17 protein-coding genes are annotated in these 21,242 nt (G+C 34.6%); 3 read left to right on the forward strand and 14 right to left on the reverse strand.

What is annotated here, in order from left to right:
* Positions 1 to 13 precede the first annotated feature (13 nt).
* Entirely contained in the window at positions 14 to 481 is a 468-nt protein-coding gene (locus OLM53_RS09095; protein ID WP_264519916.1) for a CYTH domain-containing protein, read from the forward strand.
* Here OLM53_RS09095 and OLM53_RS09100 read toward each other — a convergent pair whose 3' ends face one another.
* The 11 genes from OLM53_RS09100 to uvrC all read right to left on the reverse strand — a co-directional run bounded on the left by OLM53_RS09100 (position 482) and on the right by uvrC (position 14,816).
* Positions 482 to 877 (reverse strand): septal ring lytic transglycosylase RlpA family protein, encoded by a 396-nt coding sequence (locus tag OLM53_RS09100; RefSeq protein WP_264522441.1) that lies wholly within the window; start codon positions 875 to 877, stop codon positions 482 to 484. It abuts the gene before it with no gap.
* A 235-nt stretch (positions 878 to 1,112) separates the two neighbouring features.
* Positions 1,113 to 1,535: a hypothetical protein gene (locus OLM53_RS09105; protein WP_264519917.1), complete on the reverse strand. Its 423-nt coding sequence runs from the start codon at positions 1,533 to 1,535 to the stop codon at positions 1,113 to 1,115.
* 73 nt (positions 1,536 to 1,608) lie between these two features.
* Positions 1,609 to 3,252, reverse strand: coding sequence for a glucose-6-phosphate isomerase (gene pgi / locus OLM53_RS09110; protein ID WP_264519918.1), 1,644 nt, complete (start codon positions 3,250 to 3,252; stop codon positions 1,609 to 1,611).
* Between the two features lie 93 nt (positions 3,253 to 3,345).
* The gene (locus OLM53_RS09115) at positions 3,346 to 4,587 is read right to left on the reverse strand and encodes a M23 family metallopeptidase (protein ID WP_264519919.1); all 1,242 of its coding nucleotides are present in this window, start codon (positions 4,585 to 4,587) and stop codon (positions 3,346 to 3,348) included.
* 7 nt (positions 4,588 to 4,594) lie between these two features.
* Positions 4,595 to 5,527 (reverse strand): tryptophan 2,3-dioxygenase family protein, encoded by a 933-nt coding sequence (locus tag OLM53_RS09120; protein WP_264519920.1) that lies wholly within the window; start codon positions 5,525 to 5,527, stop codon positions 4,595 to 4,597.
* A complete protein-coding gene (locus OLM53_RS09125) occupies positions 5,527 to 6,303 on the reverse strand; it encodes a DUF3108 domain-containing protein (RefSeq protein WP_264519921.1) in 777 nt (258 codons plus the stop codon). The genes OLM53_RS09120 and OLM53_RS09125 overlap by 1 nt, the downstream gene beginning before the upstream one ends.
* A 291-nt stretch (positions 6,304 to 6,594) precedes the next feature.
* Complete coding sequence (gene hppD, locus OLM53_RS09130; RefSeq protein WP_264519922.1) at positions 6,595 to 7,755, reverse strand: 4-hydroxyphenylpyruvate dioxygenase; 1,161 nt, start codon at positions 7,753 to 7,755, stop codon at positions 6,595 to 6,597.
* Between the two features lie 54 nt (positions 7,756 to 7,809).
* A complete protein-coding gene (locus tag OLM53_RS09135) occupies positions 7,810 to 8,967 on the reverse strand; it encodes a homogentisate 1,2-dioxygenase (protein ID WP_264519923.1) in 1,158 nt (385 codons plus the stop codon).
* 264 nt (positions 8,968 to 9,231) lie between these two features.
* A complete protein-coding gene (locus OLM53_RS09140; RefSeq protein WP_264519924.1) occupies positions 9,232 to 10,704 on the reverse strand; it encodes an amino acid permease in 1,473 nt (490 codons plus the stop codon).
* A 90-nt stretch (positions 10,705 to 10,794) separates the two neighbouring features.
* On the reverse strand, positions 10,795 to 13,008 hold the full coding sequence (locus OLM53_RS09145; RefSeq protein WP_264519925.1) for a patatin-like phospholipase family protein: 2,214 nt from the start codon (positions 13,006 to 13,008) through the stop codon (positions 10,795 to 10,797).
* Positions 13,005 to 14,816 (reverse strand): excinuclease ABC subunit UvrC, encoded by a 1,812-nt coding sequence (gene uvrC, locus OLM53_RS09150; protein ID WP_264519926.1) that lies wholly within the window; start codon positions 14,814 to 14,816, stop codon positions 13,005 to 13,007. Before uvrC ends, OLM53_RS09145 begins: the two co-directional genes overlap by 4 nt.
* A gap of 104 nt (positions 14,817 to 14,920) precedes the next feature.
* Between uvrC and OLM53_RS09155 the strand changes: the two genes are divergently transcribed.
* A complete protein-coding gene (locus OLM53_RS09155; RefSeq protein ID WP_264519927.1) occupies positions 14,921 to 16,159 on the forward strand; it encodes an aminotransferase class I/II-fold pyridoxal phosphate-dependent enzyme in 1,239 nt (412 codons plus the stop codon).
* Complete coding sequence (locus OLM53_RS09160; protein ID WP_264519928.1) at positions 16,152 to 16,718, forward strand: 5-formyltetrahydrofolate cyclo-ligase; 567 nt, start codon at positions 16,152 to 16,154, stop codon at positions 16,716 to 16,718. The genes OLM53_RS09155 and OLM53_RS09160 overlap by 8 nt, the downstream gene beginning before the upstream one ends.
* Here OLM53_RS09160 and OLM53_RS09165 read toward each other — a convergent pair.
* The 3 genes from OLM53_RS09165 to ileS form a co-directional block, all read right to left on the reverse strand.
* Positions 16,699 to 17,322, reverse strand: a complete 624-nt coding sequence (locus OLM53_RS09165) for a lipoprotein signal peptidase (RefSeq protein ID WP_264519929.1) — start codon at positions 17,320 to 17,322, stop codon at positions 16,699 to 16,701. The genes OLM53_RS09160 and OLM53_RS09165 overlap by 20 nt on opposite strands.
* Positions 17,323 to 17,409: 87 nt before the next feature.
* Positions 17,410 to 17,790, reverse strand: coding sequence for a TraR/DksA family transcriptional regulator (locus OLM53_RS09170; RefSeq protein WP_264519930.1), 381 nt, complete (start codon positions 17,788 to 17,790; stop codon positions 17,410 to 17,412).
* A 7-nt stretch (positions 17,791 to 17,797) separates the two neighbouring features.
* Entirely contained in the window at positions 17,798 to 21,199 is a 3,402-nt protein-coding gene (gene ileS / locus OLM53_RS09175) for an isoleucine--tRNA ligase (protein ID WP_264519931.1), read from the reverse strand.
* Positions 21,200 to 21,242 lie beyond the last annotated feature (43 nt).

Genomic DNA, 21,242 nt, shown 5'->3' on the forward strand with positions numbered 1-21,242 from the left:
AAATTTGTTACTAATGATAGAAATAGAACGTAAATTTTTGGTGCTTTCTGATAGTTTTGTAGCAGAAGCTTTTTCTAAAAAACGAATTGTCCAGGCATATATCAGTTCCAATCCGGATAGAACGGTTCGCATCAGAATAAAAGGTGACAAAGGGTATATTACCATCAAAGGAAAAGGAAATCACAGTGGCACCACTCGATTAGAATGGGAAAGAGAAATCGGTTTATTAGATGCTGAAACGTTGCTTACCATTTGCGAAAGCGGCATTATAGAAAAAGTACGACATGAAGTAAAAGTGGGACAACATGTTTTTGAGGTCGATATTTTTTCGGGAGAAAACGAAGGATTAGTAATGGCTGAAATCGAACTAGAAGATGAAAACGAACCTTTTGAAAAACCTAACTGGCTTGGGCAAGAAGTAACCAATGACGAGCGGTATTACAATGCTTATTTGAGTAAAAACCCTTATAAAAAATGGTGATTATTTGGGCTCAATAACTTCTATAGTAACTATAACCACACCTGAATTCTTGTTAGAAGCAATCTCCATAAATGCTTTTTTACTCAAATCAATTTCTCGCACTTTTGAAAACGGTCCGCGGTCAGTAACTTCAACTATTACGAATTTACCATTGGCTTCATTAGTCACTTTTACTTTAGTCCCAAACGGTAGTTTTTTATGCGCTGCAGAATAGCCGTTGTTATCAAATCTTTTCCCGCTAGCTGTTCTTCTTCCGTTGAATTTACTAGCATAATATGAGGCGTGGGCATTTTTTTTTAGGAACTTAAGCTTTAAATTGGCGACATCTAAAGTATCTAATTCTGTCACCTCACTTTTAAGCTTTATTTTTGCAGTGTCTACTTTAGTAGTAGCCATTACTTTTTCGTGTTCTTTATTTTCGTTGGCTTTTACTTTTACTGCCTTTTCTTTGTTTTTATCTTTTTGTTTGTGCTTGTGTCTGCTACCACTTGAAATTGTCATATTTAATGACGTTAACAAGGATAAAAACAGTATTAGAATTTTAGTATTCATGAATAATCTTTTAATGTGAATGGTATTTTACAAAACGATACCTTGATAAAAAAAGCCCTATAGAGGACTTATTATTTTTTTAAAACCAAAGATTCCAAGGTATTCGACTTAGAATAAATACTAATCCCAAAGCGTAAAAAATCGCAATGGATTTGAATTTGGCTTCACTTGTAGTTGCTTTTTTGTGTTTTGACCAACCAATGGTAATAAAAACTATAGCGATAATATTTACAAGAGGGTGCTCTATAGCCGTTAAACGAAAAGCGGCGTCTTTTATTAAATCTAAAGCTTCTTTACCCAGTGGTGAAACAAAATAGAGTATCAAGCCTACCACTAATTGTATGTGTGTGGCAATTAATCCAAACAAAGCTATTTTTCTGTCTTTTGGTGTAAACTCCTTTTTAGAAGACATGCCTATCCATGAGTTGATTATAGCAAATACTAATAATAACAAAGCTAAATATGCCCAGCCTGAGTGAAATTTTTGAATAAAATGATACATAGATTATTTTTTAGAGTAACAAATATAACTAAAAGGCATAAAAAAACGGCAACTTAAATTGCCGTTTTGAAAATTATTTGTTTTTCAAAAAGTGCTTCAGTAAAAACGTTGTAGAAGAATCGTGTTGGTTTACTGAACCAGAATTTATTTCGTCTAAAATAGAATTCGCTAATTGTTTTCCTAATTCAACGCCCCATTGATCATAACTGAAAATATTCCAGATGATTCCTTGTACAAATATTTTGTGTTCATATAACGCCACTAAAGAGCCTAAAGATTTTGGAGTGAGTTGCTCTATTAAAAACGTATTGGTTGGCTTATTGCCTGTAAAAACCTTAAACGGCAACAAGAAAGTTGCTTTCTCTTCAGTTACATTTTGTTTTTCAAACTCAGCTTTGACTTGTGCATCTGTTTTCCCGTTTAATAAGGCTTCTGTTTGGGCAAAAAAGTTAGACATTAACTTGTCATGGTGATCTTGATTTCCGTAAAGTGGTTTTACAAAGCCTATAAAATCCGTTGGGATTAATTTAGTTCCTTGATGAATTAATTGAAAAAAGGCATGTTGTGAATTGGTTCCTGGTTCACCCCAAATAATTGTTCCTGTTTGATAATTTACTGGTTTTCCGTCACGCCCAATACTTTTCCCATTGCTTTCCATTATCCCTTGTTGCAGATAAGGTGCTAACTTTTGAAGATATTGAGTATAAGGAATTAATGCTTCGCTTTCGGCACCAAAAAAGTTGTTGTACCAAATACTAAGTAGTGCTAAAACAACTGGAATGTTTTTATCAAAATCAGCTGATTTGAAATGTTCATCCATTTCGTGAGCACCAAGTAGTAGTTCGTCAAAATTATCAAATCCAACGGCTAAAGCAATCGACAAACCAACAGCGCTCCAAAGTGAAAATCGTCCACCTACCCAATCCCACATTGGGAAAATATTCTCCGGGTCAATTCCAAAATGGGTTACTTTTTGAATGTTTGTTGAAACCGCAACGAAATGTCTAGCTACATCTTCTTGTTTTGCTGATTTCAAAAACCATTCCCGAATCGTTTCTGCATTTGAAAGCGTTTCCTGTGTAGTGAATGTTTTAGAAGCTATTACAAAAAGAGTAGTTTCCGGATTTAATTTCTTCATCACTTCATTCACATGGTCTCCATCGACATTAGAAACAAAATGAAGATTCAAATGATTTTTGTAGAATTGTAACGCCTCAACTACCATAGCTGGTCCAAGATCAGAACCACCAATACCAATGTTTACTACATCTGTAAAAGGTTTTCCTGTATAGCCTTTTCTTGTGCCTGAAATAACCTCAGCTGTAAACTTTTTGATTTTATTTTTTACTTCAAAAACTTCCGGTATTACGTTTTTACCATCAACCAAAACGGTTGCGTTTCTAGGGGCACGTAAAGCGGTATGAAGTACAGCTCTATCTTCTGTTTGATTGATATTCTCTCCTGAGAAATAACTTTTGATAGCAGATTTTAAATTTGCTTCTTGTGCTAATTCTTGTAGCAAATTTAAAGTCTCCTGATTAATGATGTTTTTAGAATAATCTACTAAAAAATCGTTCCATTGAATATGGAATTTTTCTGCTCTTGTCGTATCCTTCAAAAACATTTCTTGCATAGAAACATTTTTCATTTGAGCATAATGCTGGTTCAGTTTTTCCCAAGCAGAAGTACTGGTTGGATTTATATTGGGTAAAGCCATTTTTAAGATTTTGAATGCCAAATTTACAAATATGATTGGTATAAAATACAATACTATTTTACGCTAACGTTGTAGTACTAAAAAAAGTAGTAATTATTTTAAAGCACTGGCTGAAGCTACACTATCCAATTCTCTTTTGATAGGCTTCATATATTCCATGAATATTTGTCTGTATTTTGAATCCATTGGGGTAGATGTTGGTAGTTTTAGTTTTAAGGCATCTACTTGCACCCCATTTTTCCAAAAACGATAGCATACATGTGGGCCAGTAGCCAATCCTGTGCTTCCTACTTTTCCGATAATTTGACCTTGTGTAACTCTTTGTCCTCGTTTGACCAATATCTTCGACATATGCAAATACTGCGTTGAAAAGGTTTTGTCGTGTTTTACTTTTACAAAATTTCCATTACCCGTAGTAAATCCGGCTTGTTCAACAACTCCTGCAGCGGTTGTCATAATGGGAGTGCCCGTTGGAGCCGCATAATCTGTTCCTTTGTGGGCTTTCCAAATTAATTGCACTGGATGAAATCTGTTTGCTGAATAATGCGAAGTTATATTCACAAATTTTAATGGTGCTTTTAGGAAAAAATTCTTCAATGTTTTTCCTTCTTCATCGTAATATTGCTGTTTTTTGGTGTTAGCATCAGGAGCAAAAGGGAAAGCATAAATTTTCTTGCCTTTGTATTCAAAAAAGGCGGCTTTCAAACTATCAACACCATCATAAACAGTATCATTGATATACCTTTCTGTAAACTTTAAGCCAAATTCATCTCCTTTTTTTAGTTTGAAAAAGTCAATGGACCAAGCGTATATTTTGGCAATTTTTGGAGCTAAGGAAGGATCTACTTTTAAATTTTGAAGTGTTTCTGACAAGGAACCGTTTAAAGCGCCAGCAATTGTTCTTGTTTTAAAAGTTAAAGGTCTTGTTTTTTTATAGGCTACTATAGAATCTCTAAAATCAACCACATAATAATTCAATCTATCTGGTTGATAGATAAAAACCTGAATTTTATTGGTTCTGTCTTTGCTTCGAAGGATGGTAAAAGGTTTGCCTTTTCTAATGCTTCTAACGTCAAAAGTGTCTTTAACTGTTGCAACAATCTCATGAACTTGTCTTCCGTTTAAATTTTGATGTTCTAAAATACTACCAAACGTGTCGCCTGATTCAATAGTGTCATGAACAACATTATAATCATGAAAATTGAATCCAAACTCGACCATTCTAGGTTTCGATTTTTGGACAATAATTTCTTCTTCATTGACTTTATTACAAGAACTTATAAAAGTAACTAACAGAAGAATTGCAACCGCTTTTTGGAAGATTTTTGACACCATAGTTCCCTTAATATCCTTCTCCCCAATTTTTTAATTCGTCTTCACTCCAAAGTTCAGGGAAAAATATTCTTCGTTGGTATTTTGGATGCATGTATTTTTTCCAATCACTCCCTCCTGTTGCTTCGTTGCTTCCTTTACCGCTTTCGATGTACTTTTTAGCAGTATTTAAATGTCCCATAACCCAAGTAATATTAACTGTGTGGTCATAATGACGCATTGCTTTTACTAGCTCTGTGTCTTTTTGATCCGCTTCGGGTAATTGTTTGAACTTTTGCCAAATGTTAATCGTATTATATTCTTCCATATAGCGAAGAAATTCTTCTCTATATTTTCGTTCGAATTCTAAAATTAAAAATGATTTTTCACCTGTATGATAATCTTTTCCAGCCGCCTGCCAATACAAATGTTCGAAAGCATGAGAATAGGGTGTGTTTCTATCTATTGAAGCTCTGAATCTATAGTCAATAAGATTTATCAAATCGGTTGAGGAAAATTCTATTAAACGATATTGGGCACTTTGAAATCCGCTAGCTGGAGTTAACGTGTTTCTAAATTTCATATATTGTTCTACTTCCATTCCGTCACCCATAATATCAAATGAAGTAGTAAGCATATCGAAATAACGACTTATTCTTCTTAGCTTTTCTGTAAAAAAAATGGTTTCCGGTTTATCAGTGTGACATAATTGGTTAATCTCCCAAAGTATCATTTTGAATAACAATTCATTGACTTGATGATACATAATAAAAACCATTTCATCGGGCAAAATGGTTCTTTGTGTTTGAAGATTCAGTAAAGCATCTGTTTGAATATAATCCCAATAAGTAATAGGTTTTGACCAAAGCAAACCTTCTAGATGCGTTTCAGTTTTTTGATTGATTGCTTCAAATTTTTGTTCTAAAGCATTTATTATTTGGTCGTAATTTGTTTTGTTATTCATCAATCATTTAATTTAACCATAAATGGATTTTTCAATCCTTTGAACCCTTCTAAATCTGCTTTTATAGAACCTACAGCTAAACTAGCTTTTATTCGTAAAGGGATTTTATTTTCATCATCAGATACCCAAACCGTTAAACTCTCGTCTTCTTTGAAAACTCTTCCCGATTGTACGATAGGTCTAAAAATCATAGCCGGAGCTGTTCCAAATTTAGTGTCTATGTCTTCTCTACCCATAAATTTTAACTTAAACTTAAAAATTTCATCATCAAAAAACATGTCAACAACAATTGATTCACCTACTTTTAATTTATCTACTTTGGGATGGTTTCTCAAAAAATAAAAAGTTGATATAATGTCTTGAACATTTTCAGTAACAGAAAATGTTTTGTCGGTATTGTTTTTATAATCTTTTACCTGAACTTTATTAACATCTTGATTAAAAAAACCTTCTTGGTTTTTGGTGTAACCTCCTTCGTCAATTTTTCTAACGAATTGATAAGGCTTGTTCGTTATTTTGTCGAAGTAACTCTCATAGTTGTCATCAACCTTAAAGAAAAGACGTGACATTCCGACAGTATATCCTTTACCAATAGCATGGTATACTTTTTTATTGTTTTTTACAGCCTCTTGAACTTCGAGTGTGGCGTAACCAGCATTTATAAATCCATAGTGAATTCTAAACTTAAACCACTCCCCAGAATCATAGGCCTCAGGTTTTTGAGAATCGAAACTAACAGTCATTAAAAGCAACAATAGGAAGAAGATATTTTTCATGTTTGATTGTTTTTAAAAACTGTTATTGCAATTACCGTTCCAAATGTATTAAAACAAAAAAACCCAGTCAAATTAATGACTGGGTTTTTATGCTATTAACCAACCAAAAAACTATAAATTATGAAAATTTATCCAAAAATATGAGGAAACCACTCCTCGTTTTTTTGATGATGCAAATGTAATACATAAGATTACATAATTACAAGTTATTTGTCAATTTTAACAGTTAATTAATAAAAAACTGTTTGTTTAATGGTTATTTTTTAAATAATGTTTAACTAAAAGCCTCTTTTATAATGTCCCTCGCAACATCTGCTCTCTTTCAATTGATTCAAATAAGGCTTTAAAATTTCCAGCACCAAAACCTCTAGCGCCCATTCTTTGAATAATTTCAAAAAACAAAGTTGGTCTGTCCTCGACTGGTCGTGTGAAAATTTGAAGCAGATATCCCTCGTCATCAGCATCAATCATAATGCCTAATTTTTGAAGTTCATTGATGTCTTCCTTAAACTTACTCATATGATCTTTCAATCGTTCGGGAATTGCATCATAATAAGCTTGAGGAGGTGTAGTTAAGAATTCGATTCCTCTAGCGCGCATTTCGGCAACAGTTTTAAGAATGTCGTCGGTTGCGACTGCGATATGTTGTACACCAGAACCTTCATAAAAATCTAAATATTCTTCAATTTGCGATTTTTTCTTTCCTTCAGCTGGTTCGTTGATTGGAAATTTAATTCTACCATTACCGTTACTCATTACTTTAGACATCAAAGCAGAATATTCCGTAGTGATTTGTTTATCGTCAAAGGATAAGAAATTTACAAATCCCATAACGTCTTCATACCATTTTACCCATGTATTCATTTCGTTCCAACCTACATTTCCAACCATATGGTCAACATATTTCAAACCAACAGAAGTCGGATTGTAGTCAGATTTCCATTCTTTATATCCAGGTAAAAAAGCCCCTTTATAGTTTTTACGCTCTACAAACATGTGAATGGTTTCACCGTAAGTGTAAATTCCAGCACGAACTACTTCTCCGTGTTCGTCTTTTTCTACGGTTGGTTCCATATATACTTTGGCACCTCGTTTTGTAGTCTCTTCAAAGGCTGCACGAGCATCTTCAACCCACAAAGCAATCACTTTCACACCATCTCCATGTTTTTTTACGTGCTCTCCTATTGGAGAATTACTATTCAATGCCGTAGTTAATACCAAACGGATTTTGTCTTGTTTTAAAACATAAGACGCTCTATCTCGCATTCCCGTTTCCAATCCTGCATATGCGTGTGATTGAAAACCAAAAGCTGTTTTGTAAAAATGAGCTGCTTGTTTAGCGTTACCAACATAAAACTCAACGTAATCTGTTCCTAAAAGAGGAAGAAAGTCTTGTGCTCCTTCAAATATTTTTTCTAGTCCGTATTCAACGGATTTTATTTCTTTTGACATACTATAATCTTTTTTAAAAGGTAATGTCAATTACCTTAAGTTGTATTTAATTTTTTACTCTAACCAAGATTGGAAATACTTATCATCGGCAATTTTCATAGCTTCTTCTGTTACCATCAATGGTTTGAAAGTATCTACCATAACGGCCAATTCTTGAGTGTCTTTTTTTCCAATACTTCTTTCAGCTGCTCCAGGGTGTGGTCCATGAGGAATCCCAGCAGGATGTAAGGAAATGTGACCCGCTTCTATATCATTTCTACTCATAAAATCCCCATCAACATAATACAATACTTCATCTGAATCGATGTTACTGTGGTTGTATGGCGCTGGAATAGCTTCTGGATGATAATCATATAAACGTGGGACGAAAGAGCAAACTACAAACGCATCAGTTTCAAAAGTTTGATGTACTGGTGGCGGCTGGTGAATTCTTCCTGTAATAGGTTCAAAATCATGTATTGAAAAAGCATACGGATAATTGTAACCATCATATCCAATTACATCAAAAGGATGTGTGGCATAAACCATATCAAAAATCTCGTCTTTCTTTTTTACTTTGATGATGAATTCACCCTTTTCGTCATTGGTTTCCAATTCGTAAGGTCGACGAATATCTCGTTCGCAAAACGGGGAATGTTCTAATAACTGACCAAACCAATTTCGATAACGTTTTGGAGTATAAATCGGTCTATGCGATTCTACAATGAACAAGCGATTATCTTCAGTATCAAAATCGATTTTATAAATGATTCCTCGAGGAATAATAAGATAGTCCCCGTATTTAAAATCAAGGTTGCCCAACATAGTTCTTAATTTTCCCGACCCTTTGTGAATGAAAATCATTTCATCAGAATCGGTGTTTTTATAGAAATAGTCAGCAGTTGATTTTTTGGGAGCTGCCAATACAATGTGACAATCCGAATTTGTCAAGACAATTTTTCGGCTTTCCAAATAATCATTTTCAGGATTTACTTGAAAACCTCTTAGTCTGTAGGACTGAATATTATTAGCCTTAGAAATTTTGGGAGCAACACTATATTGTCTTCTAATTTCTTTGACTTGAGTTGGTCTGTGTTCGTGATAGGAGTTGGTTGACATCCCGTCAAAACCAACTGTTCCAAACAATTGTTCGTAATATAAATCTCCGTTAGGTTTACGGAAAATAGTATGTCGTTTTGGAGGAATAGTTCCTAATTTGTGATATAGTGGCATATTCTTTTAATTTGAAATTTTAAATTAACACCTACTGAAACGATGTCTAATGGGCTACTCTTCAGATAAAAAGAAATGAAACTCATTCAGGATTTCTCTTGATGAGGAATTTTAAGTGAGCTAATAAATTATCCCATTTTTTCATATAACAAATGTCGGAAAAATATAAATTACAAAAATGATAATTATCAGTTTTTTGAAAAACAAAAAAGGATTAAGGAGATTTTGGTTTCTCTTTAATCCTTTTGTATTTGAATTAAATAATTATTTTGGATGGTTTAAATTACTTCTCTTTTTGCTATAAACAAAGTAAATTACTAATCCTATAGCCAACCAGCCTATAAGTCTTGCCCAATTGGTCCATCCTAAACCATAAATCATAGCCAAACAAACAATAATTCCAAGAATAGGAACAACCGGTACAAAAGGTGTTTTGAATTCACGTTTCATATCTGGTTCCGTTTTTCTTAAAACCATTACTGAAATACAAACTAAAATAAACGCGAATAAAGTTCCGATACTAGTCATATCCCCTACTATATCTCCAGGTATAAATGCAGCAAAAGCTCCAACAATAACCAAAATTACAAGATTAGCTTTGTATGGGGTTTTGAATTTAGGATGCACATCACTAAACGCTTTAGGTAGTAACCCATCTTTTCCCATAGCATAAAAAACACGAGATTGACCCAATAACATTACTAATATTACTGATGAGAAACCTGCTAAAATAGCTACAGTAACAAAGTCAGCTAACCATTTATAACCTATCATATATTTTCCAATAGCAAAAGCTACTGAAGCTTCTTTACCTCCCGTTCTAAAATCTTCAACGGTAGCAACACCTGTTAGAACATGAGCAAAAAGAATATATAATACTGTACAAATAGCTAATGATCCTAAAATTCCAATAGGCATATCGCGCTTTGGATTCTTCGTTTCTTGTGCAGCAGTACTTACAGCGTCAAACCCGATGAAGGCAAAGAAAACAGTTCCTGCAGCACCGAGTATTCCCATAATGCCTCCAAAATGATGACCAACTCCTTGGTCGTCTGTATAAGTTGAAGCTTCTGGAATATAAGGTGTGTGATTAGCTGGATTGATAAAGTGCCAACCAAAAACAATAATCATTATAACAATAGATACTTTGGTAACTACTATAATTCCGTTAACAAATGCCGATTCTTGAGTTCCTTTTATCAAAAGCAAACTAATAACAGCCACTATAAAAAATGCGGGAATGTTTATTATTCCACTAACCCCATCTGTAGAAGTCTGAAAAGGAGAATGACAATATTCATAAGGAATTGGGCTAACGTGCAGCACATTGACCAGCAGATTATTGAGATATTCACTCCAGGCAATTCCAACTGTAGCTGCTCCAACGGCATATTCTAAAATTAAATCCCAACCTATTATCCAAGCTAACAATTCCCCCATGGTAGCATAAGTATAAGTATAAGCACTACCAGAAATTGGAATGGATGATGATAATTCTGCATAACACAATCCTGCTAAAGCACAACCGATTGCTGCAACAATAAAACCAATTGTTACGGATGGACCTGCATTTTGAGCTGCAGCTGTTGCTGTTCTAACAAATAATCCAGCTCCTATAATAGCTCCTATCCCTAAGGCAACTAGTGACCAAGCCGTTAAAGTTCTTTTTAATCCTTTTTCAGATTCTGAGGCTTCTGCAAGAAGTAAATCCAAAGGTTTTCTTTTCCAAATTGACATAAAAGTTAGTTTTAATAATAGATTTTCAAATATAGTTTTTTATGTTTCACTACGAACAAAAATAAATTTTATTCTAATTCCTAAACTAGTTTAAAACCAAAATCCTACACTGATATAAACATATCCTTTGTTTAATTCTGGTGACCATGAATATTTAGCTTCGATAGGGCCAAGTATAGATTCTAAAGAATAACCAACGGCATAACCATTAAATTTTGGTTTTGAAAACCAATTCCCGCTGACAAACAAATTGTCTTCAGCATTAGCATAATTAGCGGCAAAATTGATATGGTTCTTTTTATAAATTTCATAATCCAAAGTAAAACAAGACTTGATATAATTATCCGCAGCAATACCTAAAAAATCATAGCCATAAAAATGTTTGAAATTATTGATGGTGTTAAATCCATAACCTCCTAAAATAAAATCGAAAAAATGGACACTTTGTTTACCAATGGTAAAACCCGCCTCAGATTGCACTTTTAGTGTTAGTTTTTTTGTAAACGATTTTACAAAACCGATTTCTCCTTTGGCAATAGAAAACCTGTTGAATTCTTGTGTGTAATTAGACGAAAAAAGATAGGATTGTATATCTCCAGAAAAAAGCCATCCTCTTTGAGGAAATAGTTTATTGTCGTAGGAGTCGAATTTCATATACCCAAAAACACTAGCATAAGTACTATTTTCAAATGTGGTATTAATACTGCCAAGATTATCCGATTTTATTTTTAAAAACTTATGTTCAACTCCAGCACCAATTAAAAATTTCTGAATAAAAACAGTTTGCAAATACGCTTGATTGGTTAAGTCAGAAAAATCAATATTAATACTATTTAAGCCCAATTGCGTTAATAATTCTCCATTCCTGAAATCCGTCTGAACATTTTTATTGAATGTATTATATCTTGATTTAAGTCCAAAACTCCAATAAAACCCATTGTCAATGTAATAATCTAGATTATAACGCGTATTATCTCCAAGCCCAAGATCTATAGAAACAACATCATTTTTAAACAGCATTTTCTTTTGGGTCAAATTGACTAAAACGGCACTTTTGTATAGTCCGTCATAATGAAGTCCAAATTTTAGAAAAGTCTTTGTGGGGTTTTCCGTAAGGTTTAATTTTAGTACATCCTCATTTTGCTTTCCAGAAATAGTGTAACTAATTCTACTGAAGTTTTGAGTAGCATTTATATTATTTATTCCGTTTTTTAAGTCTTCATAATTTATTTTGCTCCCGTTTCTAAAATGTAGTTTCCCTACAACGTAAGCTCTTGTGTAATTATCTAAGTCGTTTATTGCTACATCTTTTAATTGTAAAGTATCTTTGACCGTTTTTAAATTATTGACTTTATAGGCTTGAGAAGTATCTTCTAGTTTTTTTAGTTTATCGAATATCAAATTTGCCGCCTCTTCACCTGCCTTAACTATTTCCTTCCCTTCGTCAAAAGAAATTACACCATAGTTTGAAACATCTGGTTTGATGTAAAAATCAGTTAATTTCTGTTTGTCTTTCATTACTTTTATCATGCTCAAGTTAGTTATTTGAACCAAAATTCGCGTAGCATCTTTTAAAGAGCTCCTGTCTTTTAAGTCGTCTTGAACATCTACTCCGATAATAATATCTGCGCCCATTTTCCGAACTTCCTCCACAGGATAATTATTAACAACCCCTCCGTCTATTAATAATTTACCGTCGATTTCAACTGGTGCAAATAAGGATGGAAAGGCGGAACTGGCTAACATGGCTTGTGCTAAATATCCGTTTTTTAAAAGCACTTGCTCTCCTTTTTCAATATCTGTTGCCACGCATAAAAAGGGTATAGGAAGTTTACTAAAATCGGTAATATGTCTTACTTTATGGGTGAGTTTTGACAACAAATTATAGTTGTACATTCCTTTGGAAAGCGCAATTGGAATTCCTAATTTAAATTTGTGAAAGGGTAATGAAATAGGATACATCTCATCATTTCGTTTTTCATAAAAACTTTTAGAGGAACGTGGAATATAATCTTGCAGTAGTTCGTCAAAGTTGGTGTTGTAAAAAATAGAATCTATTTGTGTCGCACTATAGCCAGAAGCATATAATCCCCCAACAACAGCTCCCATACTAGTTCCTCCTATGTAGTCTATCTTTACTCCGGCTTTTTCCAACACCTTCAATACACCTATATGAGCAAATCCTTTCGCACCTCCTCCGCTAAGAACTAAGCCAATTTTTGGTCTAGTTTTTTTTATGGTGTCTTGCGCTACAACAGTCTGAAGTAAAAAAAGACCAATGAGTACGAGTACTGTTTTTTTCATAAACGGTTTTCGGATTTACTAATGTTGTAAAATTCGGAAATTTTTTTGGCTTTTGATACACCTATGACGTCAGAAATTTCTTTTTCGGTAGCTAATTTTAATCTTTTAACACTTTTAAAGTGTTTTAGTAAGGTTAACATCGTCTTTTCGCCAATCCCTGGAATGGTTTCAATAGTCGAATTTAATGCCGATTTACTTCTTTTATCTCGATGGTGCGTAATCCCAAAACGATGCGCTTCATTACGGAGCTGTTGAATTATTTTTAGGGTTTCCGATTTTTTGTCTAAGTACAACGGAACAGAATCTCCCGGATAAAACAACTCTTCCAATCGTTTAGCAATACCGATAATAGCGATTTTACCTCTTAATCCCAAATCATCAATACTTTTCAAAGCCGAAGATAATTGCCCTTTACCACCATCGATAATGATTAGTTGTGGCAACGGTTGGTTTTCATCCAAAAGTCGTTTGTATCTTCTGTATACCACTTCTTCCATGGAGGCGAAATCATTGGGACCTTCTACAGTTTTAATATTGAAATGGCGATAGTCTTTTTTACTCGGTTTCCCCTCTTTAAAAACTACACAAGCCGAAACAGGATTGGTTCCTTGAATATTGGAATTATCAAAGCACTCAATATGTCTTGGCTCAACCGAAAGTCGTAAATCCTTCTGCATTTGCAACATGATTCTATTAGTATGTCTTTCGGGGTCAACAATTTGAATTTGTTTTAACTGCTCTAATCGTTGGTATTTCGCATTGCGTTGTGACAATTCTAAAATTTGTTTTTTGTCTCCCAATTGTGGCACCGTGACTTTTATGTTAGCTCCAAAATCCAAATCGAAAGGCAAAATAATTTCTTTGGTAGTCAAATGAAAACGCTCTCTTAATTCCACCACAGCAAGTTCTAACAACTCTTCATCGGTTTCATCCAATTTCTTTTTAAGCTCTAAAGTGTGGGAACGGATAATGGCTCCGTGTGCTATTTGTAAAAAATTGACATACGCCATCGATTCATCAGAAACAATAGAGAACACATCAACATTCGATATTTTTGGATTTAAAATAGTGGACCGCGATTGGTAATTTTCGAGTACTTCTATTTTTTCTTTGATTTTTTGAGCGGCTTCAAATTTCATATCAGCGGCTAAATCCTGCATCATTTTTTTAAAATCGCGTAAACTGTCTTTGAAATTGCCTTTCAAAATTTCACGAATGGCGTCCACTTGTTTTTGATAATGTTCCAAAGTTTCATAGCCTTCACAAGGTCCTTTGCAATTGCCAATATGGTATTCCAAACAGACTTTGTATTTCCCTGATTTAATATTACTGTCGCTCAAATCATAATTACAAGTGCGCAACGGATAAAGCTCTTTGATTAAATCCAGAATAGTATGAACCGTTTTAAAATTGGTATATGGACCAAAATACTCTGACCCATCTTTATTCATTCTACGGGTTGAAAATATCCTTGGGAAAGGTTCTTTTTTGATGCAAATCCAAGGATAGGTTTTATCATCCCGAAGCAAGACATTATAACGGGGTTGTAGTTTTTTTATCAGATTGTTTTCCAACAAAAGGGCATCTTGTTCAGAAGAAACTACAATGTGTTTAATAGTAACGATCTTCTTGACCAACACATTGGTTTTGGCGTTATCATGAAGTTTATTGAAATAGGAAGAGACTCTTTTTTTTAGGTTTTTGGCTTTACCAACATACAGAATTTTACCTTCCTTATCATAATACTGATACACTCCAGGATGGTCTGGTAGCGTTTGTATTTGAAGTTCTAGAGAAGGGTTTTCCATAAAACAAAGTTAATTGAAATCTGTGTAAATACAAGAGGCAGAAAGACTAACATTTGTCATGTTTTTTTGGTTTCCAATGCCTTAGTTTTGGGAAAATTTTAGGTATGATTTACTGGAAGAAACTCACACAAGAAGAACGAAAAGATAGGATTCAAAAGGCATTACACGACAATGTCAATTTCTCTAAAGATATTTCATTGGGGTATCCCGCTTCCAAGTTGGATAGTAAGGTATTCAATGATGACGCTCCCTTTTTAAAAGATGCTCCCATTTTGCAAACTTATGTGGCTAATCCTAATAACATCGGTTGTCATACTTTTGGCACTTCGGAAAAAGCTTTTGATGGTACTCACGAAATTGAACGGGAAGTATTAAGCGTAATTGCTGTCGATATTTTTAAAGCCGAACCTGATTCCTTTGATGGGTATATTTCCCCTGGCGGAACAGAAGCTAATATTCAAGCAATATGGATGTTCCGGAATTACTTTAGAAATCATTATGAGGCTTCAAGTAACGAAATTGCCATTATAGCTTCAGAGGACACGCATTATTCCATTCCAAAAGGAGCTAATTTATTGCAATTGGATTGGTTAAAAATTCCAGTTGATTTTAATAGTAGGGCGATTGACAAAGTACAACTAGAAGCCATTATTAAGAAGGCTAAAACGAATGGGAAGAAATACTTTATCGTTGTTTCTAATATGGGCACAACCATGTTTGGTTCTGTAGACAATCCAGAAGATTATATTGAGGTATTAGAAAAATATAATTTGGTATATAAACTTCATATTGATGGGGCTTATGGTGGTTTTGTATATCCGTTTAGCCATCAAGAATCAGTTATTAATTTTAGTAATCCTAAAATCAGTTCTATTACCATTGACGCTCATAAAATGTTGCAAGCTCCATACGGAACAGGAGTTTTCATTTGTAGAAAAGGCTATATCGAAAATGTACTAACCAAAGAAGCTGCATATGTAGAGGGAATGGATTTAACCTTATGTGGCAGTCGGAGTGGAGCCAATGCTGTGGCGGTTTGGATGATTTTATTTACTTATGGCCCTAATGGCTGGTTTGAAAAAGTGAGTGTGTTGCAAATGCGAACGCAGTTTTTGTGTAACCAATTAGAATCGCTAAGCATTGAGTATTTTAGGGAACCTTATATGAATATTGTTACCATTAAAGCCAAATTCATTCCAGAAGCTTTGGCTGAAAAATATGGTTTAGTACCTCAACAACACAATGCAGACAACCAATGGTACAAAATTGTGCTGATGGATCATGTAGAAGTAGAACATTTAACTACTTTTATACAAGATTTGAAAGCTACCGTTTATGCTTAAAAAAGAACTGCGAAGTAAGTACAAAGAATTAAGAAAAAGGCTCACTGAAGAAGAAGTTGAAGACCAGAGTTTGGCCATAGCTAATCGGCTTTTGCAATTAGATATTTGGGGACAAACTTATTTTCATTTATTTCTAACAATAGAGGAACACAAAGAAATTGACACCGAATTCATCCTGCAAATTCTAGCCGGAAAAGACAAAGAAATTGTGGTGGCCAAAAGTAATTTTGAGACTTTAACAATGACTCATTATCTGTTGACAGATAACACTAAATTTCAAAAAAATGAGTTTAATATTTACGAACCCGTTGACGGCATTGAAGTCCCAACCTCAAAAATAGACGTAGTTTTTGTTCCGCTTTTGGCGTATGATAAAAAAGGGAATCGTGTGGGGTATGGCAAAGGATTCTATGATAAATTCCTTTCTGAATGCAAAGAGGATGTTATCAAAATTGGGCTGTCCTTCTATCCTCCTGAAGAAATAATTGAAGATGTTATTCCAACTGATATTCGATTAGATTATTGCGTTACGCCAATGACTATTTATAACTTTCAATAGCCGTTCTTTTGGCGAAAGCTTTTTTGTTAAAGACAATCAGGATTCCAACACCTGTTGAAATAGCCATATCGGCAATATTAAAAATAGCATTAAAGAATTTGAACGGTTGTCCTCCATATACAGGTAACCATTTTGGAAAATTACCTTCTAAAATTGGAAAATACAACATATCAACCACTCTACCATGAAACCAAGTTCCCGAAGGTTTGTCTGAGAATAATGTGGCTAAATGACCATAGCTATCGTCAAAAATAACGCCATAAAAAACGGAATCAATAATATTACCTACAGCACCAGCAAATATCAATGAAATCGCAATCATTAAATAATTAGAACTGTGTTTGGTACTAGAATCATATAACCAATATCCAATTCCTACAACTGCCAAAACTCGGAATACAGTCAAAATCAATTTACCATGTGTGCCTGGGATTTTTGCACCCCATGCCATTCCTTCGTTTTCAATCAATAGTATTTTAAACCAACTGGCTACATCTATCTGTCCAGGTTCTCCATAAATAAAATTGGTTTTGATATATATTTTGACAAATTGGTCAACTAATAAAATAATAGCTATGATTAAAATGGAATTTCTTAATGACATTTTGTGGGTTTTATTGGCGCAAAAATAATCTTTTTTTCTAAAAAATAACGCTCCGTTTGGAGCGTTATTTTATATCATGTAAAGTGTTTATCGTTGCAAGTTTTTTGCCTCAATACTCATAGTAGCATGAGGAACAATTTTTAATCTTTCTTTAGAAATAAGTTTCCCAGTTACTTTACAAACACCATAGGTTTTGTTTTCAACACGGAAAAGGGCATTTTTCAAATCACGAATAAACTTTTCTTGACGAATCGCTAATTGCGAATTGGCTTCTTTTGACATGGTTTCGCTTCCTTCTTCAAATGCTTTAAATGTTGGAGAGGTATCATCCGTTCCATTGTTTAAGTCATTCATATAGGCACTTTTTATCAATTCCAAATCGGCTTTTGCCTTTTCCATTTTATTTATGATAATTTCTTTGAACTCTGCTAAATCTGCATCTGAGTATCTCATTTTTTCTTCTACCATCTTTATGCTATTTTGAGATTAATATTCTTGTTTTTATATTGTCGAATTCTATTTCTGTTCCTTTATCTAAATCAGCCACAAAAGCCAATGTTTCTGTTAAAGTTTCCGATTTGATATAACTTTCATTAGCATTGACCGCTGTTTCTAATTCGGCATTATGCTGTAAATGAACTTTAATTTTATCGGTCACTTCAAATCCGCTGTCTTTTCTAAGGTTTTGAATTCGGTTAACCAATTCTCTAGCTATTCCTTCGTTTATAAGTTCCTCCGTTAATGTAATATCCAATGCTACAGTAATTCCATTAGCATTTGCTACCAACCAACCTGGAATATCTTGTGAAGAAATTTCAACGTCATCGGATGTTAAAATTATACTTTTTCCTGAAATAACAAGCGATAGTTCTCCTTTTGTATCTAATTCATTTATCTGATCTGGAGTTAAATTTTGTATCTCTTTGGAAATCAATCCCATGTCTTTACCAAAACGAGGACCTAATGCCTTAAAATTAGGCTTAATTTGTTTCACTAATACTCCTGAAGCATCGTCTAAAAGTTCAATTTCTTTAACGTTTACTTCTGCTTTTATCAGGTCAGAAACCGCCTCGATTTCAGCACGTTGATTGTCGTCAAGTATTGGAATCATTACCTTTTGCAAAGGTTGACGCACCTTAATCATTTCCTTTTTACGAAGGGATAAAACCAATGACGAAACCGTCTGTGCTTTCATCATTTTACTCTCGAGTGATTTATCAACAAAGTTTTCAACCGAAACAGGGAATTTGGCCAAGTGAACGCTAGTAAAATCCTCGCTTCCAGTGGTATTAACTAAATCACGATATAACTTGTCCATAAAGAACGGAGCGATAGGCGCTGCTAGTTTTGCTACGTTTAACAAACAAGTATATAAAGTTTGGTAAGCCGCAATTTTATCGGTGCCATATTCGCCTTTCCAGAATCTTCTTCGGCACAAACGAACGTACCAGTTGCTTAAATTCTCCTGAACAAAATCAGATATAGCTCGAGCTGCTCTAGTGGGTTCGTAATCCGCGTAAGCTTCATCTACTGTTTTTATCAAAGTATGCAATTCCGATAGAATCCAACGGTCTATTTCTGGTCTTTCGTTTAACGGAATTTCAGCTTCGGCGTATTTGAATCCATCAATATTGGCATACAAACTAAAAAACGAATAGGTATTGTATAAGGTTCCAAAGAATTTACGTCTTACTTCAGCAACTCCTTCAATATCAAATTTTAAGTTATCCCAAGGATTTGCATTGGAAATCATATACCAACGAGTAGCATCAGGACCGTATTCTGCTAGTGTCGTGAATGGGTCAACGGCGTTACCTAGACGTTTGGACATTTTTTGTCCGTTTTTGTCTAATACCAATCCATTTGACACTACATTTTTATAGGCGATTTTATCAAAAACTAAGGTTCCGATGGCATGTAAGGTATAAAACCAACCTCTTGTTTGGTCAACTCCTTCCGCAATAAAATCGGCTGGGAAGTCTTTGTTTTCGTCTATTTTATCTTTATTTTCAAAAGGATAATGCCATTGTGCATAAGGCATGGCGCCACTATCGAACCAAACGTCAATCAAATCGGTTTCCCGCTTCATCGGTTTCCCTGAAGGAGAAACTAAGGTGATGGTATCGACTACATTTTTGTGTAAATCTACTAAATCATAATTGGCCTCACTCATATTTCCAACCTCAAACCCTTTGAATGGATTTACGGTTTCTACACCAGCTTGGATGGCTTTTTCAATCGCGTTATACAATTCTTCAACAGAACCGATAAGCACTTCTTCTTGTTTGTCTTCTGTTCTCCAAATCGGTAATGGAATTCCCCAATATCTTGAACGGGATAAGTTCCAATCGTTAGCATTTTTCAACCAGTTTCCGAAACGTCCTTCACCAGTTGCTTTGGGCTTCCAGTTGATGGTGTCATTCAAATCGAACATGCGGTCTTTGACATCGGTTACTTTGATAAACCAAGAATCTAATGGGTAATACAACAACGGTTCATCTGTTCTCCAACTGTGTGGGTAACTGTGAACGTATTTTTCTACCTTGAAGGCTTTGTTTTCTTCTTTTAACTGAATAGCAATTTCTACATCGGCTGAACGTTCTGGAGCTTCATTTGCCTCATAATATTCATTCTTTACATATTTCCCTGAATAGTCTCCTAATCCTTGGATAAATCTACCTTGTAAATCTACTAAAGGTACTGGGTTTCCATTTTCATCTAAAACCAACATTGGAGGAACTTCAGGTGTAGCTTCTTTGGCTACTTTAGCGTCATCGGCACCAAACGTTGGAGCCGTATGTACAATTCCCGTTCCGTCTTCAGTGGTTACAAAATCTCCCGAAATCACTCTAAAAGCATTCTCAGGATTTTGATAAGGTAATACCAAAGGCATTAATTGCTCGTAACGGATTCCGACTAAATCAGTCCCTTTCCTTTCTGCTAAAACTTGGTAGGGTATTTTCTTGTCATCTGCTTTGTAATTAGCAAAATCGGCATCACTTTCGGCAACAAAATACTTTCCAGCAAATTGTTTTCCCACTAAGTTTTTGGCCAAAATTACATTGACTGGTTCAAAAGTATATTGATTAAAAGTCTTTACTAAAACGTATTCTATTTTTGGACCAACCGTCAAGGCGGTATTACTTGGCAGCGTCCATGGTGTGGTCGTCCAAGCTAAAATATGAATAGTACCAAAGCCTTGTAAAAAGCTTGGTAAGGTTTCTGGTTTTGTTTTGAATTGTGCCACCACCGTAGTATCAGTAACATCTCTGTAACTTCCTGGTTGGTTTACTTCGTGTGAAGACAATCCAGTTCCTGCTTTTGGAGAATACGGTTGGATGGTGTACCCTTTGTATAGTAATCCTTTATCATAGATTTGTTTCAACAACCACCAAACGCTTTCCATGTATTTGGATTTGTAGGTCACATACGGATCTTCCATATCTACCCAATAGCCCATTTTTTCGGTAAGGTCGTTCCATACGTCAGTATAACGCATTACGGTTCGTTTACAAGCTTCGTTGTATTCTTCGATGGAAATGGTTTTCCCGATATCTTCTTTGGTGATGCCTAATTCTTTTTCGGTACCTAATTCAACAGGCAATCCGTGAGTATCCCATCCCGCTTTACGCTTCACTTGGAATCCCTTTTGAGTTTTATAACGACAAAAAATATCTTTAATCGCACGTGCCATCACGTGGTGAATTCCAGGCAAACCATTAGCTGATGGTGGTCCTTCAAAAAACACATATGGTGTAGCGCCTTCACGAGACGTTACGCTTTGTTCAAAGACATTATTTTTTTTCCAGAAATCAAGAACTTCAGAAGCCACAGTAGGCAAGTCAAGTCCTTTGTATTCAGTAAACTTAGTACTCATTTTTGTCGTTTTCTTTAATCAGTTTGCGAAAGTAATAAATAGT

The sequence above is a fragment of the Flavobacterium sp. N1994 genome (genome assembly GCF_025947145.1).
GTDB lineage: Bacteria > Bacteroidota > Bacteroidia > Flavobacteriales > Flavobacteriaceae > Flavobacterium.

Bases quoted from the DNA above. Each gene is read 5' to 3' on its own strand.
- OLM53_RS09145 (WP_264519925.1), bottom strand. From the start codon at position 13,008: ATGAAAAAAACAGTACTCGTACTCATTGGTCTTTTTTTACTTCAGACT.
- OLM53_RS09160 (WP_264519928.1), top strand. From the start codon at position 16,152: ATGCTTAAAAAAGAACTGCGAAGTAAGTACAAAGAATTAAGAAAAAGG.
- OLM53_RS09120 (WP_264519920.1), bottom strand. From the start codon at position 5,527: ATGAATAACAAAACAAATTACGACCAAATAATAAATGCTTTAGAACAA.
- OLM53_RS09135 (WP_264519923.1), bottom strand. From the start codon at position 8,967: ATGCCACTATATCACAAATTAGGAACTATTCCTCCAAAACGACATACT.
- OLM53_RS09115 (WP_264519919.1), bottom strand. From the start codon at position 4,587: ATGGTGTCAAAAATCTTCCAAAAAGCGGTTGCAATTCTTCTGTTAGTT.
- OLM53_RS09155 (WP_264519927.1), top strand. From the start codon at position 14,921: ATGATTTACTGGAAGAAACTCACACAAGAAGAACGAAAAGATAGGATT.
- OLM53_RS09140 (WP_264519924.1), bottom strand. From the start codon at position 10,704: ATGTCAATTTGGAAAAGAAAACCTTTGGATTTACTTCTTGCAGAAGCC.
- OLM53_RS09125 (WP_264519921.1), bottom strand. From the start codon at position 6,303: ATGAAAAATATCTTCTTCCTATTGTTGCTTTTAATGACTGTTAGTTTC.
- ileS (WP_264519931.1), bottom strand. From the start codon at position 21,199: ATGAGTACTAAGTTTACTGAATACAAAGGACTTGACTTGCCTACTGTG.
- pgi (WP_264519918.1), bottom strand. From the start codon at position 3,252: ATGGCTTTACCCAATATAAATCCAACCAGTACTTCTGCTTGGGAAAAA.
- OLM53_RS09095 (WP_264519916.1), top strand. From the start codon at position 14: ATGATAGAAATAGAACGTAAATTTTTGGTGCTTTCTGATAGTTTTGTA.
- hppD (WP_264519922.1), bottom strand. From the start codon at position 7,755: ATGTCAAAAGAAATAAAATCCGTTGAATACGGACTAGAAAAAATATTT.
- OLM53_RS09105 (WP_264519917.1), bottom strand. From the start codon at position 1,535: ATGTATCATTTTATTCAAAAATTTCACTCAGGCTGGGCATATTTAGCT.
- OLM53_RS09100 (WP_264522441.1), bottom strand. From the start codon at position 877: ATGGCTACTACTAAAGTAGACACTGCAAAAATAAAGCTTAAAAGTGAG.
- uvrC (WP_264519926.1), bottom strand. From the start codon at position 14,816: ATGGAAAACCCTTCTCTAGAACTTCAAATACAAACGCTACCAGACCAT.
- OLM53_RS09170 (WP_264519930.1), bottom strand. From the start codon at position 17,790: ATGGTAGAAGAAAAAATGAGATACTCAGATGCAGATTTAGCAGAGTTC.
- OLM53_RS09165 (WP_264519929.1), bottom strand. From the start codon at position 17,322: ATGTCATTAAGAAATTCCATTTTAATCATAGCTATTATTTTATTAGTT.